General features: G+C 46.3%; 14 protein-coding genes. 10 read left to right on the top strand and 4 right to left on the bottom strand.

Annotated elements, in window-relative coordinates:
- The first annotated feature begins 192 nt into the window (after window positions 1-192).
- From HMPREF3144_RS07035 to lldR, 4 genes are all read left to right on the top strand, one after another.
- The gene (locus HMPREF3144_RS07035) at window positions 193-720 is read left to right on the top strand and encodes an SH3 domain-containing protein (protein ID WP_070477149.1); all 528 of its coding nucleotides are present in this window, start codon (window positions 193-195) and stop codon (window positions 718-720) included.
- A gap of 69 nt (window positions 721-789) precedes the next feature.
- Complete coding sequence (locus HMPREF3144_RS07030; RefSeq protein ID WP_070477148.1) at window positions 790-2,739, top strand: hypothetical protein; 1,950 nt, start codon at window positions 790-792, stop codon at window positions 2,737-2,739.
- A gap of 22 nt (window positions 2,740-2,761) precedes the next feature.
- Window positions 2,762-3,694, top strand: a complete 933-nt coding sequence (locus HMPREF3144_RS07025; RefSeq protein ID WP_070477146.1) for a DUF945 family protein — start codon at window positions 2,762-2,764, stop codon at window positions 3,692-3,694.
- Between the two features lie 182 nt (window positions 3,695-3,876).
- A complete protein-coding gene (gene lldR, locus HMPREF3144_RS07020) occupies window positions 3,877-4,650 on the top strand; it encodes a transcriptional regulator LldR (RefSeq protein ID WP_070471082.1) in 774 nt (257 codons plus the stop codon).
- Here the strand turns inward: lldR and HMPREF3144_RS07015 are convergent.
- Entirely contained in the window at window positions 4,647-5,405 is a 759-nt protein-coding gene (locus tag HMPREF3144_RS07015) for a DUF3025 domain-containing protein (RefSeq protein WP_070471085.1), read from the bottom strand. The two genes, lldR and HMPREF3144_RS07015, sit on opposite strands and share 4 nt — an antisense overlap.
- 83 nt (window positions 5,406-5,488) lie before the next feature.
- On the opposite strand from HMPREF3144_RS07015, the gene HMPREF3144_RS07010 reads away from it, so the two are divergent.
- Together HMPREF3144_RS07010 and HMPREF3144_RS07005 are read left to right on the top strand one after the other, a co-directional pair.
- On the top strand, window positions 5,489-5,887 hold the full coding sequence (locus HMPREF3144_RS07010) for an RNA-binding S4 domain-containing protein (protein ID WP_070477144.1): 399 nt from the start codon (window positions 5,489-5,491) through the stop codon (window positions 5,885-5,887).
- A 136-nt stretch (window positions 5,888-6,023) separates the two neighbouring features.
- On the top strand, window positions 6,024-7,715 hold the full coding sequence (locus tag HMPREF3144_RS07005; protein ID WP_070471089.1) for an AMP-binding protein: 1,692 nt from the start codon (window positions 6,024-6,026) through the stop codon (window positions 7,713-7,715).
- A gap of 69 nt (window positions 7,716-7,784) precedes the next feature.
- On the opposite strand, the gene tssG is transcribed toward HMPREF3144_RS07005, so the two are convergent.
- Window positions 7,785-8,828, bottom strand: coding sequence for a type VI secretion system baseplate subunit TssG (tssG, locus tag HMPREF3144_RS07000; RefSeq protein WP_070477142.1), 1,044 nt, complete (start codon window positions 8,826-8,828; stop codon window positions 7,785-7,787).
- 144 nt (window positions 8,829-8,972) lie between these two features.
- Between tssG and tssH the strand changes: the two genes are divergently transcribed.
- On the top strand, window positions 8,973-11,612 hold the full coding sequence (tssH, locus tag HMPREF3144_RS06995) for a type VI secretion system ATPase TssH (protein ID WP_070477140.1): 2,640 nt from the start codon (window positions 8,973-8,975) through the stop codon (window positions 11,610-11,612).
- A 95-nt stretch (window positions 11,613-11,707) separates the two neighbouring features.
- Complete coding sequence (locus HMPREF3144_RS06990; RefSeq protein WP_070477138.1) at window positions 11,708-12,412, top strand: fumarylacetoacetate hydrolase family protein; 705 nt, start codon at window positions 11,708-11,710, stop codon at window positions 12,410-12,412.
- Window positions 12,413-12,456: 44 nt separating this feature from the next.
- On the opposite strand, the gene HMPREF3144_RS06985 is transcribed toward HMPREF3144_RS06990, so the two are convergent.
- Together HMPREF3144_RS06985 and HMPREF3144_RS06980 are read right to left on the bottom strand one after the other, a co-directional pair.
- Window positions 12,457-13,434, bottom strand: coding sequence for an FHA domain-containing protein (locus tag HMPREF3144_RS06985; protein ID WP_070477136.1), 978 nt, complete (start codon window positions 13,432-13,434; stop codon window positions 12,457-12,459).
- A 42-nt stretch (window positions 13,435-13,476) separates the two neighbouring features.
- Window positions 13,477-13,989, bottom strand: coding sequence for a TssQ family T6SS-associated lipoprotein (locus HMPREF3144_RS06980; RefSeq protein ID WP_141742747.1), 513 nt, complete (start codon window positions 13,987-13,989; stop codon window positions 13,477-13,479).
- A 178-nt stretch (window positions 13,990-14,167) separates the two neighbouring features.
- On the opposite strand from HMPREF3144_RS06980, the gene tssJ reads away from it, so the two are divergent.
- Complete coding sequence (gene tssJ / locus HMPREF3144_RS06975; RefSeq protein WP_048767481.1) at window positions 14,168-14,683, top strand: type VI secretion system lipoprotein TssJ; 516 nt, start codon at window positions 14,168-14,170, stop codon at window positions 14,681-14,683.
- A 33-nt stretch (window positions 14,684-14,716) separates the two neighbouring features.
- Window positions 14,717-16,063: a type VI secretion system baseplate subunit TssK gene (gene tssK, locus HMPREF3144_RS06970; RefSeq protein WP_070477133.1), complete on the top strand. Its 1,347-nt coding sequence runs from the start codon at window positions 14,717-14,719 to the stop codon at window positions 16,061-16,063.
- The last annotated feature ends 5 nt before the right edge of the window (window positions 16,064-16,068 follow it).

Raw genomic sequence — 16,068 nt, 5'->3', positions numbered from 1 at the left:
GATGAGGTGCAAACCTCACCCTACTCGATTTGCACAAAGTTGTGATTAATCATCTTTGCAAGTGTTTCAGAATATTGCTATTATGAGCGAAGCTCATTTAAGCTGTAACAATTCATGATTAAAATGTAGTGGTTTGTGATTTTTAATTAAAAAGTCAGTACCGGATTACGACACATAGACAAAGGACGGATGATGAATTATAGAAAATTACTTTTAGCATCAATATTAGGAGGCAGTCTCTTAACAGGATGTGCAACGCTTGACAGTTTTTTGGCGGATTTAGGATTAAAAAACACCGATAAAGTTGAGCAGGTCGCCATTACCCCTATCAATGAAAACTATGTTTTTGTCAAAACCGCTAATGTTCGTATTGCACCTAATGACCAAACCATGATTATAGGAACATTAAAGGCGGGTCAACGCTTTTTTGCTCTAGGTCGTACAGAAAATAACTGGATTGCGATTAGTGATACGAGTGGCAAAAGATTGGGATATGTTCATGGCAGTTTAGTTCAAAATGCCAAGACTTATAAAGCACCGAGCACTACGAGAAAAGTAAGAACAACTAAACCGGCTACAAGCAAAGCGACGGAAACAGTAGCGGATAAAACGGTTGAAAAATCTACTTCTTCCGGCGTGAATTTAGATGATCTACCGGCTAAATCATCGGGTACGACAACGCAGCCTAAATCACAAGGTGTGAATTTGGACGATTTGTAATCGCCCAAGTATTACTAATAGGCCTCTTATTAAACTTTATTTAATATCTCGACGCTTTAAAGGATAGTTATGCTTAAAAAGATAGCGCTTGCCCTGATGGGGCTATCGACCACCTTGGCTTGGGCAGAGGAATCGTATCAAGTCGCTTATTCAAAGAAAGAAGATTTGGTGATTATTGCAGATAATGCCACTGAATCGAATTGGTGTAAAAAAGATTTGAGCTTACGTTTTCAGGCCGGTGCCAATGCCTCTGAAGATGGTCTAAAAGCACTTTTCCCGAAATTAGGCAGTCTTTTCGAACAACTATGTCCGCAAGCGGAAACGCTGGCGTGGTCTTATGTAGATGCGCAAAATAGGGTCGCTTTAAAAGGCAATACGGATAAGGGTCGAGAATGGGCTTTTGCTGTGGAAGCTGCTGCACCAAGTGCAGCTGAAGCTTTGGCGCAGGAGGAAGACGAGGTGGCAAAGGTAGAGGATGCTGCAGTGTCTGAATCCGAAGCACCGGCTGTAGCCGAGACCACTGAAGCAGCTGCAACCGAGGAGACTAAGGTAACAGAGGCAGTCAAAGAACCGACAGCCGAGGCGGATAAGTCTGCTGAGATAGTCGCTGCTGAAACTGCAGCTGAGCCGGCTCCGGTACAAGAAGCGACTTCAGAAAGCATGATGCAATCCTTTGCCGTGGCCGGTTGGCAGCCTATCTCTGAGGAAGAGCGTCAAAAAATTCTTGCCAACTTCCAAACGAAGGAAAATCAAGACGGTTGTAAGATGATGAGCTTTTTTGATTTTAAAGAGCAAGAGCAATATATTCAGTTTAAAACCCGGGATATCGCTTGTGATCAAAATGGCTACCTGAATGGTACAGGAACGCTGATTGTTGAGCGCACTGACGGTAAGGTGCTTTACGAAAAAAAGAGTTTTGTATTTAAGCATGGCCTGCCTTTTGAATTTGAGACAAAAATTACAGGCCCTCAAGAACTGCAACTATTCAAGACAAGTAAAGACTTATTTCAAGAACACCGTAGATTATATTTCGGTATCGGTTCAAGTAAAGAATTAAACGCTCATTATTTCTTGACGGCGAGATTTAAAGACCAAGCCGGTTTCGGTATGTTTGAGCCCGAAGGGTTCGGATTAATCCTTACTGATCGGATGGAGGATTTTAGAAAAACTGATACCATTCAAAAGCAGTTGGATACAGCAATTGAGTTTTATCAACAAAGAAGCCATGGGCAGTTTTATGGATTGCGACTCAGTTTTGTTGACGGTCTGGAAAAAGGACTTGACGACAATACATTAGAAGAAAAGTTGTATTTCATAGAATATGGTAGAGAACGACGCTATGGCAAAAAGTTTGCTGAAGTCTATGCTGCAGGTCCATGGAAAAAGTCGACTATATTTGATCCGAGAAATCAACTGTTTGAGAGAGAAAAAAGATTAGCTGAAGAAAAAGAAAGAGAAGAAAGACGAATCCAACAAGAGAAGGAATGGGAAGAAAGACGTATACGTGAAGCAAAAGAAAGAGAAGAAAGACGTATACGTCAAGAAAAAGGCTATGAAGCTCAAAAACAGTTTGCCGAATATAGGAAGCTTGAAGCCTTGGATTGGAGTACGCCGGATAATGTCCAAGCGAATATTTATGAAAATATTGACGTAGGCAGTGATGAGTACCTGGGCATGCTTAAAGGGAATCCGGCCACCTTATCCAGCTTAGTGCGAGTGGACGCGGTAAAGGATGGTAAGGCTCAGGTGGTTTGGCCTTATAGCATGACCTTGTCGCTACCTTTAGAAAAAGGCTGGTATTGGATTAAAGGCGAGCAGGTATTCAGCCCGACCGAATCCGATAAGGACGGTTTAGCATTGACGGAAGTCACTTTAAAGGCAGAAGACGTATTTAAATGCGCGCAAGATATGTGTGCCGATTTGCAAGATCCTCAAACCATTGCCAGAATCCGTTTCGGCTTGCCGGACTGGACCGCTGAGGAAGCGCAACGTTTGATAAAAGATGCAAACAGATACTAAGAAGGGATAATGAGGATTTAAAATGAACAGCAAAAAGCTTTCTATTATTGTCGTTGCTATTTTAATTCTGTTGTTAGGAGCTTGGTTTGGCGGCTCATGGTACGCTTCTCGTGCAGCGGAAGAGAGATTGCAGCAATTTGTGAATGAGAAAGGCATTGCCTCTCAGGTGTCTTGGGATAAAGTATCTGCCACGCCACTTAAAAGGGTCACGATTTCAGGACTGAGATTGGCTGATGAGGTGTTTGTTGATGAGGTTATAATCAAAGAATTTGATAATAGCGAAAATCAACTACGTTTTGATATTCAGGCTGCAGGTATTAAGGATGCGCGCGGTTATGCACCGGATTGGTTATTATTCGGTTGGGGTGCCAAATCAGGGATGCCCAATACAGCACCGGCCGATTTGAGCGTAAAAACCGATCTGAACTATAGCAGAAGTAATGGCGCTATTAATGTAGATTTTTCTGCTAAAGAGTTTTTGCAAGGTAATGCTGCTCTAAAAATCAGCAATACTTACCCGATCAAACTGCTGTTACAGGAGTTTGAAAGTAAAGGGGTTAATGATCGCAGTTTTAACCCTTTTGCACTTTTACGTTCAATTGAAGATATCCGCTTTAATCAATTAGATATTGATGCCAAAGACTTGGGCATGGTGAAACGATTAGTGAAGTTGCAGCAACGCTATAATGGCGTGCCTGTACCAAGTAATGGCGATGAAAAAGCGTTGGCAAAAGCCTACAGCCATAAGTTGGATAAGGATTTAGGTGAGTGTACTGAATATCCGCTCTTTCAAAATAGCCAAAAGGCTTGCGCAAAAATTATCGAGATCCTAAAGGGTGATAAAAGCAGTATTAAAGCTCGCATTAAAAGCACCCGTTCAATTGGCTTGGCAAGCTTTTTTATGGAAGGATTTGATCCCGACTCGTCAAATCCGGTACGTATCGAAATAGACTGATCGGGTTTTACAAGAAAGGGGCGTCAGCCCCTTTCTTGTACCATATAAAGCGTTAGTTTAGCCGCTTTTAGCTTTAATCAAAAGAACAGAATGTGCGCTTTAGCGAAGTCTTCAAACTTAGCCTATAATATGCCCCTACCTTTGCCGCTTTATTATCACTACGCCCTGCGATGGGAGCGCTCATGACAAATAATTTTACTCGTGTTGCCGACAAAATAAAGGATCAAATTAAGCAGTTGATCCAAGCACGTCAATTGGCGGTTGGTGAACGCTTGCCATCAGAGCGCGATCTGGCTGAGTTGTTTGAGGTTTCACGTTCGGCTGTGCGCGAGGCGATTCGGGCCTTAAATAGTCAGGGCTTAGTGGTGACTAGACCCGGGGGTGGTACCTTTGTGCAGACCGATATTATGACCTGGCCCTCACAGAGTTTTGCTACGCTCACCACACTCTTAAGCGATGATCCGCATTATCGTTATGATGTACTTGAGGCGAGGCATGCCTTGGAAATCAGTACGGCTTGGTATGCGGCGCAACGCGCAACCCCTGAGGATAAGCGCAAAATTCAAACATGCCTTGATATTATGCTAAAGCACCAGCAACGCGGTGAAATGGAGGAGGCGGCGCAGGCGGATGCGCGCTTTCATTTAGCGATTGCTGAGGCATCGCATAATTTGGTGCTGCTACAGATTATGCGCGGTCTATTTGATTTAGTCTTTTCAACCGTTAAAGAAAATCGTCGTTTAATGTTCACCATGGATGATGTTAAAAATCATCGCCATTTAACTGAACAGCATGAGGCCGTGATGCAAGCCATTGTTAACCATGATCCTGAGCGCGCTAAAACGGTGATGGGTGAGCATCTAGACTTTGTAAGTCACTCCATTCGTAGTAGTGAGGAAGATGCGGCACGGATTCAGCGGATGCATCGTCTATCCAAGGTGGACAGTCTTTTTTAGCGAATACGCGGTGGTCTGAAGACCGTCTTATCTTCATAAAAACCTGCTGCTTGTTGCTGCGGGTGCCAACCCGGGATGCCGAAAATTGGTACCGGGATATAGGGTTTGGTGGCTAGCTTGTCAGCACTCAGAAAAGCGCTCAGCCAGCGATCGACGACGTTTAAATCTAATGTCCCCATTGGCGGTGGGATGCGAATGACATGGGCGCAAATGCCTTTGTAGGGCTTGAGTAGCTTTTCCATCAAAGCATGCCCGAAAATCACCGCCTGACTGTGCTGCCACTCCTCTCTTAGCGCCACAAAAGCGCGCTGCCATTGCTTTTGCGCTAAGGCCTCCCATAAGCTATCAGAACAGGCTAATAACAGACCGTTTTCATCAATAATGGTAATCGCATCACGTACGGCACCGCGTTGTTGATAGACCCCATCCTGGCGTATTTGTGCGGCTTGCACACGATTAAGCTGGCTTTTTGAATGAGTAAATAAAAACCAACATAAGGCATTAAAGTAGTCGTGTGGTCCGTCCCGTGTGGGTATGCCATCGGTGTCATAAATAAAGCTTTCATAGGCAACGCCCACTGGTAAGGCAGCTTGAGGCACAAAGTGTTTAGTAAAGTCGCTGGCCTTAAGATGGTTGAGCAGCTCACTTACTGAGTGGAACTTAGCCATTTCGAGTAAAGTGGTCTCAATGAATGCACGCCAATGATCATAATAAGGGGGCGATAAATCTAAGTCACGAAGTTCGGGCAACAGCATGGCAGTAACAGAAGATGAAATGATGCGCCTTGCTATTGTAATATAGACTAAGAAGCAATGCTTTTTTGGAGAGTTCAGAGGGTATGGAAGCTGAGAAAGTGCGTATTGATAAGTGGCTATGGGCAGCCCGATTTTTTAAGACCCGTTCCATCGCGGTGGATAATATTAATAAGGATCGCGTGCAAATTAATGGGCAAAATATTAAACCGGCGCGTGAAGTTAAAATCGGCGATACGGTGTTGATTAAAATGCCACGCGAGTATAAAACAGTGGTGGTTAAGGGCTTAAGTCAGGTGCGTGGTCCGGCACCTGTCGCACAGCAATTGTATGAAGAAACAGCTGCGAGTATTGCCGAGCGTGAACGTCGCGCCGAGCAACACCGCTTTGCACCCGAACCGGCGCAACAGTTGCGTGGTGGCCGACCGACTAAGCGCCGACGGCGAGATATAGAGCGCTTTACCAAGATGGGTGGTGATTGGTAAGTTTTTATAATATAACAAGCTTAGTCTTTTATATGACTAAATTTTTATTCATTATTTATTATGATATGCCCGTATTATCATTATGCACATGATGAGATAACTCGTTAAAACGGACAGAATTTTTTAGGGGAGATAGATGACTTTACTAAGCTATGTACATGGTGCAGTCGATACGCCTTTATTGGGTCAGACCATTGGTCAAAACTTCGATGAGGCAAGCACGAAGTATGCTGATCAGTTGGCACTGGTATCGCGCCAGCAAGGCATTCGTTACACCTACCAGGAGTTACGCGATCAGGTGGATCGTGTGGCCTGCAGCTTACGTCGTTTGGGTTTTCGTCGAGGTGACCGCTTAGCTTTGTGGGCGACTAACTCAGCCGAGTGGACTGTGATTCAATACGCCACGGCAAAGGCAGGAATTATTCTGGTTACCTTGAACCCTTCTTATCGTCGTAAGGAGTTGGAGTACTCGCTTAATAAGGTCTCATGTGCTGGTCTAGTGTTGATTTCCTCGTTTAAAGACAGTGATTATGAGTCCATGGTCTACGATGTGGTACCTGAGCTTAAGGACGCTCCACTGGGTGAATTGCGCTCGGCTAATGTGCCTAGCTTGCGTTATGTGATTAAGCTGGAGGATGATCCGAGTACTGGTATCCTCAACTATAAGGATCTGTTGGTGGAGCCGACTGCGGCCGAGTTAGAGGCCTTGCAGGAGGTTGGTCAAGAGCTGCAGTTTGATGATCCGATTAATATTCAATTTACTTCTGGTACGACTGGCTCACCAAAGGGTACGACCTTAACGCACCATAATATTTTAAATAACGGTTATTTTATTGGTGAAAAAATCAAATTAAGTCCAGCTGATAGAGTTTCTATTGCGGTGCCGTTATTTCATTGCTTTGGTATGGTGATTGGTAATCTAGCGTGTGTCACCCATGGTGCGGCGATGGTTTATCATGGTCCCGTGTTTAATCCTACGGATAACCTAAAGGTTATCGAAGAGGAAAAATGTACCGCCGCCTATGGTGTACCGACCATGTTTATTGCCATGTTGGAGCATCCAGAGTTTAAGTCCTTTGATCTTAGTTCCTTACGTACGGGGGTGATGGCAGGTTCGGTATGTCCGATGGAGGTGATGCGTCGTGTGGTCGATGAGATGAATATGCGTGAAGTGACCATTTGTTATGGCATGACTGAGACCTCACCCGTGAGTATGCAGTCGGATGTGGATGATCCATTAGATAAGCGCGTCAGTACCGTGGGTCGCATTCACCCGCATGTGGAAGTGAAAATTATTGATGAATTAGGTCGGATTGTGCCGCGTGGTGTCTCGGGTGAGCTATGTACACGTGGTTATTCTGTTATGCAGGGTTATTGGGGTGAGCCTGAGCTAACGGCTGAAGTGATTGATAAGGCACGTTGGATGCACACGGGTGACTTAGCCGTGATGGACGAAGACGGTTATTGCAATATCGTGGGTCGAATTAAGGACCTCGTGATTCGCGGTGGTGAAAACTTATTCCCACGTGAAATTGAGGAGTTTTTATACACCCATCCGGCGATTCAAGATGTGCAGGTGGTAGGTGTGCCTGATGAGGTCTATGGTGAGGAGCTATGTGCTTGGATTATGCTCAAAGAAAACGCCAGCCTGAGCGAGGAAGAGGTGAAGGAGTTTTGTGCCGGACAAATTTCTCGTCAGAAAATCCCACGCTACATTCGCTTCGCGGAAGAGTTTCCGATGACGGCCAGCGGTAAGATTCAGAAATTCAAAATTCGTGAAATCATGATCGAGGAACTGGAAGCGGCAAAGGCGCAAGCTGACGCTTAGTGCGAGTGTATGCGTATTAAGCTCTGGCTAGGGACAGAGTCCGAGGGAGCGCTGTAGGGCGCTCTTTTTTTAGGCCGAGCCTTGACGTGCCTCATAATCAATAATTAATTCCCCAAAATGACCGCGTTCTGGGTTGCGCTGACCTAAAAAGCTCTCTAAGCCCAAACGACCACCTTGACCTAGGCGTAGCCCTTGAATCTCATCTTTATCCAATAATAAACGTGCATCCCACGCTAGCTCAATGCCAATGTATTGACGTACCCAACTGACTAGCTCCTTGGATTGTTGTGCTTGAGGAAAAAAACGACGGTATTGCGCCAAGGACAAGGGACCCAGTTCTAAACGAAATTTATGCTGTGCATCTTTGACTTTACTGCCTAAAATCGTATCCTTACCAAGGGCGACTGGGTTTTGGCCTAGTTGAATTTGGTGTTCGGGATGAAGTTCAATCCATTGTGGAATAAACTCTTTTAGCGCTACCTCTATACCAAAAAAGCGCTTAAGTATCGAGACTAGGCCCTCGGGATTCCGGCTTTGGCGCGCTAAATGACCGGCAAAATAAAATTTCACATGATCATAAATGGCATCGCGCTCCAACAGGGAGTCCATGCCCATACTGATTAAACTAGCAACATGGCGACTAAAGGCGGAGTTTTTGCGGTCCAAGCTAACAGTGGTTTGTGAGTCGGCCCAGGCCCGGTAAAACAAGGTGATTAAGCGATGATGAAAAATATCCGCAAAGGCTGACAGCGTATGATCTTTATGATGATGGATACGCTCATGCACATATTCAGTAATATGTAAAGGCAGCGGACCGTTGGGACCGAAGAGACCAAAGCCTAAAATCGAGATGGTGCTAGGACGACCGGGTTTGCGCTCCACCTTGGTGAGGTTAGAGGGCGCAAACGACATGGACGGCTCTTGGCGCAGCCTAACCGGTTCATGCTTAGGCAGGCTGTTACGGCCGATAGGTTTTAATAAATCACTACGTGCGTCAATAAAACGCAGTACTTGATAAAAACTATGGGCGTAGGGATCGGCTTCGAGTGTGTGCCAATAGTCATTTAGCGCAACGAGATCCTTGGGGGTGGTGACAGTACGATTTTCGCTCATATGCAACAACACAGTGAAGCGTGCAGTTTAGCGAATAATTATTGCAATTTGATGAATCTAAGAACTGTCATCAAAGTGCAAGATTGGGGCTTTAAAATCAGCTTCATTATTGTGCTTTTGTATCAAGTTTGTTAAGAGTTTAAGATGTCAGAAATTAATCGTGCTGATCTGTTTGCCAAATTAAATCCTACCCTCTATCGAGCGCTTGAGGGGGCAACTGCTTTTTGTAAATTGCGTGGCAATCCCTATGTGGAATTAGTGCATTGGTTGCACCAATTGATGCATGAGCATGATACTGATATACAAAAAATCTTACGCTATTTTGAAATCCGTCCTGAGGATGTAGAGCAGGGGATTATCGTTGCGCTTGAGGAGCTGCCACAGGGCGCTAGCTCAATTTCTGATTTGTCAGAACATATTGATAACGCCACTGAGCGGGCATGGGTCTACGGCTCGCTAAAATATGGTGATGCACGGATTCGCAGTGCTTATTTAATGCTCGGTATTTTAAAAAGTAATTCCTCACGCAATGTGTTGTACGGGATTAGTCCCGCCTTTAAAAAAATTATTCCCGATGTGCTGGCGGATAAGCTAAATCAGATTGTTAAAGGCTCTGCCGAGGATCATCAAACGGCGGCTTTGCGAACAGACGAAATCGGCACTGCCGCAGCCAGTACAGGCGGGGGCGGACAGCCCTCCGCCTTGGCGCAATACGCGGTCGATATGACCGAGCGTGCACGCAATAATGAAATTGACCCCGTTTCTGGGCGTGATGAAGAAATCCGTCAGATGGTGGATATTCTGATGCGTCGTCGTCAAAATAACCCCTTATTAACGGGTGAAGCGGGGGTAGGTAAAACGGCCGTGGTCGAGGGCTTTGCCTTACGTTTGGCCAAGGGCGATGTGCCTGAATCATTACGTGATATTTCGCTGTATCTCTTAGATATTGGTTTACTGCAAGCAGGCGCCAGCATGAAAGGTGAGTTTGAGTCCCGTTTGCGTGCCGTGATTGATGAGGTGCAAGCCAGTGAAAAGCCCATTGTCTTATTTATTGATGAGATTCATACCTTGATCGGTGCGGGTGGTGCTGCCGGTACTGGTGATGCCGCCAATCTACTGAAGCCTGCCTTGGCGCGGGGTGAGTTGCGCACCATTGGTGCCACCACCTGGGCGGAATACAAAAAATACATTGAAAAGGATCCTGCCTTAACGCGCCGTTTCCAAACCATCCAAGTGCATGAGCCAGATGAGAAAAAAGCACTGATTATGTTGCGTGGCTTAGTCGATAAATTAGAAGCACATCACCAAGTGCTGTTGCTTGATGAGGCGGTAGAAGCAGCAGTTAAGCTATCGCATCGTTATATTCCAGCACGTCAGCTACCGGATAAAGCCGTTGCTTTATTAGATACGGCATGCGCGCGGGTCGCGGTGAGCCAATATGCACAACCTGCTGCCTTGGAGGATTTGAATCGTAAGATTGAGCATTTGACGGTAGAAAAAGGCATTGCTGAACGAGAATTAGCCTTGGGCCTGGGTGAGGCAGCACGCATTGAAGCAATTGAGCAGGAGCTTAAGGAGGCCGAGACCCAACAGCTTGCTTTACAGGCGGCATGGGAGGCTGAGCAGCGCTTGGCATCGGAGCTGTTTGAGCTACGTCGTAGCCTACGAGAGGCGTCGGAGTTAAGTGAGGAAGCGCGTGCGGAGATGTTGCAGCGGGTGCAGCAATTGCAAGAGGAGTTATTAAGTCAGCAGGGTGAGCAGCCATTGATTTTCCCGGCAGTCGATGGTGCTGCCGTAGCCGCAGTGGTGGCTGATTGGACAGGCATCCCGGTCGGTCGCATGGTCAAAGATCAAGCGAACTCGATTTTGCATTTAGCCACGACCTTGGAACAACGTGTGATTGGCCAATCACATGCCCTAACAGCGATTGCCGAACGTATTCAAACCTCGCGTGCTAAATTAACTGATCCGAACAAGCCGGTCGCCGTCTTTATGCTTTGTGGCCCTAGCGGTGTAGGTAAAACGGAAACCGCCTTAGCGCTGGCAGAAACGCTGTATGGTGGTGAGCAGAATTTAATTACGATTAATATGAGCGAGTTTCAAGAAGCGCACACTGTTTCTACCTTAAAAGGCGCCCCTCCGGGCTATGTAGGTTACGGTGAGGGTGGTGTTCTAACGGAGGCGGTACGTCGTCGTCCGTATAGCGTGGTGCTCTTAGATGAAGTGGAAAAAGCGCATGCAGATGTGCATGAAATGTTCTTCCAAGTCTTTGATAAAGGCTGGATGGAAGATGGCGAGGGGCGCTACATCGACTTTAAAAACACGGTGATTATCTTAACCTCCAATGTGGGCACAGAGCGCATTATGGAGGTGTGTAAAGACCCTGAATTGATGCCGGATGCCGAAGGACTGGCCGCCGTCTTGCGTGAGCCCTTACTGAACGTTTTTCCGGCCGCCTTGTTGGGGCGTTTGGCAGTGGTGCCCTACTTCCCACTATCTGATGATATGCTGGCTAAAATTGTGGACTTGCAGTTGGCGCGTGTTCAGAAGCGTTTGGCTGAGCACCATGGGATTGAGTTAGTGGTGGCGCCGGAAGCAGTGCAGTTAATTGTGGATCGGTGCACCGAAGTGGAGTCAGGCGGTCGTATGGTTGATGCGATTTTAAATAGCTCTGTCTTACCTAAAGTCAGTCGTCGTATCTTAGAAGCGGCGATGGCGGGTGATGCAATTCAGCGTTTAAGCTTAAGCGCTGAAGATAGTGAGTTTGTCTTTCACTACAGTTGAACTTAAAACAAAAGGCTGTGGTGAATGGCGTCGAGGCGCGGCTCGGTATACACTGATGGGATACTAATCTTTCAAATTTTTTGTGGAGCAGAATCATGTCCTATGTTGTTGAAGTGGCTGAGCGAGTTGCGGTGCCAGTGGTTGGTGAGAAGGCTAAGTACCCCGTACGTCGGGTCTATTGCGTTGGTCGTAATTACGCCAGTCATGCCCGTGAGATGGGTGCCGATCCGGATAAGGAACCACCTTTTTTCTTTAGCAAAGCAAATGATCAGGAGTCCTTTGTGATTGCTAAAGAGGGTACTATCGCCACGATTCAGTATCCGAGCAAAACCTCAAATTTGCATTATGAATTTGAGTTGGTGGTGGCGATTGGCAAGCAAGGCAAACATATCCCCGTGGCGCAGGCTGAAGACTATATTTACGGTTTTGCTGCCGGTTTGGATATGACGCGGCGTGATTTACAAAATGACTTTAAAAAGGGTGGTAAGCCGTGGGAGATGGCCAAAGCCTTTGATCAGGCTGCGGTTATCGGGGAGATTAGTCCTAAAGCCCTTGCTGGTAGTAAAAACGCAGGCAAAATCGAGCTCCAACTTAATGGCGATACCGTACAAGAGGCTGATTTAAATGAGCTTATTTGGAACCTGTCTGAGGTGATTTCACGCCTCTCCGAGTACGTCGAGTTACACCCAGGTGATTTGATTTATACCGGTACCCCAGAGGGTGTGGGTGCGGTCAAGCCGGGTGATGTGATGGTCGGCAGCATAGAGGGCTTAAAAAGCATTCAGGTTAAGGTGCTGTAAACTAGCTGTACACCATTTCTTCTATGATGTGACTCGGGAAATTGCTATTTCCCGAGTCGTTTTTGTTGAGCTAGCTCAAGTAGAATCGTGTCCAAATGATCGAGCGTGGCATGATTGCTTGTTAGCTCTTGCTCATTCGCATGTAGTAGGGTGCTGGGGCGCTGGTCTTGCAAAATATCTTTTTTCTGATGCTCAATGCCGTCGCGGCTGAGGCGCTCTAGCGGGTCCTTACTAAGATTATCGTCTAAGGCAATGCCCTGTAATTCAGCCAGGGGATCATGGCTATTACGGACAGTACCTGAAGTCATATCAAAGGGGTGGATATCATAATTGATGTCGCTTGCTCCTACGGGTACAACACCAGCGCCATCAAATAAGCTATCAAAAATGGAGGCGCTGTTGTCGGCAGCGGATTCAGATGCTAGCTGAGTCGCCGTGCCGAGTTCGGTGAACGGCGGGGGTGATGGCTCGATATCACTCCTTAGTTCAGTAGTTGCCTCAACTAAGGGCTCAAACACGGAATTTTGTTCAGGCACTGGCTGCTGGGGGCTCAGATTAATGATTTCCGCAAGCGGCGCCACTGCGACGGGATTTGGAGCAAGGTGGTGCGTCGCCGTCGGCATCTCGACAGTACCCGGCATCGGCATCACCGTCGGTGCTTTGAGCGGGCGTTGAGTGGCTTGCTGTGCAGGGGGCACTTGTGGCGCCAAGCTATTGCTTTCAGTTACGCTAATATTAAAATAAAAATCACCGCAACTAAACTCACTGTCGCTTTTTAAGACCATAGTCTCACCCACTTTGAGGTTGTGGTTGCCAACTAGAATCGGTGTCAGCGCCAAATTACGAATGCTAATCTGAGCCGCATCATCTATTGTGATCGCCGCTTGAAACAGGCTGATAGAGAGGGAGGGATCCGCTAGGGCAATATGATTTTCCGGGCTTCTGCCGATGGTTAAGCCCGGGCTGACTAGGTCAAAACTTCGCTCAAATGACTTAGATTGATTGTGAACCGTAATTTTCATGGTGCCAGTAAATGAGTAGCGTCTGCGTTGCTGCGTCCTGCATTAATTGCTTTTGGCATTGGTGTTAGGACGCTGGCGTGGACCGACCCGAATTTCTGAGCGCGGCATCGTGGTCGTTTTTTCTAAAGCGCCGTTCTTTTGTGCTTTAGCCATCGCGGCATCAGCGCGTTTCTTTTCAGCGGTATAGACTTTACCCCATTGCGGATGATTGACCTCAGCTGGACTTAGCTCAAAGCTAGGATCCAATTCTAACAACTGTCTAAAGCTGTTGCGGCAGTTGCGTGGCTGACGACTGACGCATTCACTAAAGGCTTTGTATTTTAAAGCCTCCGTACGAAAAGCCTGACCGCCTAGGCTGGTTTCAGGCGCTTGCTTGATGGTTGCAATGACTTTTTTGTAATCGCCCTCGTGGAATTGCGTTTCAATTTGTTCTAACAAAATGGTTTCCGCTGGCGTCATTTTAGGGGCTTCAGGTGCCTTTGAAGTGCCTGCACAAGCGCTTAATAAGACGCTGAGGGCAGCGCCGCTAATCATCAGTGTAAGTCTTTTTTGCATAAACATCATGATCTTGTACTAGAAATGTTCTTGTAATAATTCTTGTTGATAATAGAAAACCAACAAGTGGGATAGCTTAATCGCTTAACCATTCTAAAGTCCGATTGTTACGGTTTTATTTAATAGTCATGAATGTTTTACAAGACAGAGTGCTTGTGAAGAAGGTGCAATGATGCAGATGATGTGTAGAAAAAGTTTGGCTGTGGCGGCCTTGACCGGTACGGTGTTGTTGGCGGGTTGTGCAGCCACGGAGTCTAAGTTGGCGGTGCCGTATGTGGTTGAGTTAAGCGCAGCAAAGAATGTGAATTCCGGTGGTCGTCATCAGCCTTCACCCATTAAAGTCACGGTGTATGAGCTAAAAACAACAAATGCCTTTGAGTTAAGTGACTTTTTTTCCTTACAGAAAGATGCGCGTGCCGCCCTCGGTGATCAGCTGCTCAATGTGAATTCCGTGATTTTGACCCCGGGTAAAACGGAGCGCATTACGGCTCATGGCAATGTCGACGCTAAGGTGTTGGGCATTGTGGCGGCCTATCGTGATCTGGACAACAGTCAATGGCGTATGACGGTTGAACTGCCTGCGGCTAAAAGCACCAATATCTATAAGTTTTGGCAGTTTTCACCAAGTGCCGCTGTGATTAAAGTCGATGTCGAGCGTAATGCCTTACAAATCAGACCAGCAGAGCAAAAATAAAGACAAAGATAGTAGTTTAAATTTAAATTAAGTATGAATAGTTTTGATAAAGTGATTTGGTCTGAAGGCATGTTTTTGCGGCCTCAGCATTTCCAACAACAAGAGCGCTATTTAGAGCGTCAATTGGTGGCTCGCTCACAGCAGGCAGATCATTATTTTTGGGGCTTTAGTGAGTTGCAGTTAGACACGGAGGGTTTTGCTCAAGGTCGTGTGACGCTGACACGGGCTAAAGGCTTTTTTAAAGATGGCACCAGCTTTGTAGTAGATGAGTCCACACCGCCCGTGTCCTTAGCGATTCCACAGGCGGTTAGCAATGAATTGGTCGGTGTGGCCATTCCTACACGTCAAGCCTCTAGACAGCAGGTTGCCTTTGAAGAAGGTGAAGATTTGCTGGCACGTTATGCGGTGACGGAGCAGGAGATTGTGGATACGACCGATACTACCTTGGGTGCGGTTAATTTGCAGTTGGGGCGTTTGCAAATTCGTTTGCTATTAGCAAGTCAAGTGGACGCCAATTATGAGTTTTTGCCGATTGCGCGAATCAAGGGGCGCGATAGTAAAAATGCCTTAGTCATTGATACAGCTTATATTCCACCGACCTTAAACTTTATTGAAGTTAAAAATAATCTGTTGAGTTTTCTGGTCACGGCGGTGGATTTATTAAACGAGCAGGTTAAGCGTTTATCCCGTCGCTTATCCGCTTCAGCCATACAAAATGGCAGTAGTTCATTGACCCAAATGATGATGTTAAGTGTGATTAATCGTTATCACGCCTATTTTCATCATTTACTTAGCTCGAATTATCATCACCCCGAAGGCTTTTTTTGCAACTTACAAATGCTATTAAATGAAATGGCGGTGTTTTTAAGTGAGCAGCGCGCCATGGAGCAGTTCGCACACTATGACCATGATGATTTGCAGGCCTCTTTTGCGCCGTTGATGGGGCAGTTAAATGCGGCCTTGAATATTGTCTTGGATGATCCTTATGAGGTCATTGAGTTTGTGGATAAAGGGCATGGTTTACGGGTAGCTCAATTAACGGATCTGAACCTAATTAAGCAAGCGGAATTTATTCTCGGGGTCAAAGCCGATATGCCCATGGATAGTTTACGTAAGCACTTCCCGGCACAAGCAAAATTCGGTCCGGTTGAGCGGATTCGTGATCTGGTGCATTTGCAATTGCCGGGTGTGAATGTACAAAGTGTGGAGCAAATTCCACCGCAATTACCGTATCACTCCGGTTATGTTTATTTTGCATTCCAACAAAGCGGTGATTTATGGCAGCAGTTTGCCAGATCAGGTGTTTTAGCTTTGCATTTGGCGGGCGAGTTTCCAGGGTTAGAAATGGAGTTCTGGGCCGTACGTAATAAAAATAGGTAGGCAAA

Origin of the sequence: Oligella sp. HMSC05A10, from assembly GCF_001808335.1 — a bacterium.
Classification (GTDB): domain Bacteria; phylum Pseudomonadota; class Gammaproteobacteria; order Burkholderiales; family Burkholderiaceae_B; genus Oligella; species Oligella urethralis.
This window is presented reverse-complemented; position numbering and strand designations above follow the sequence as displayed.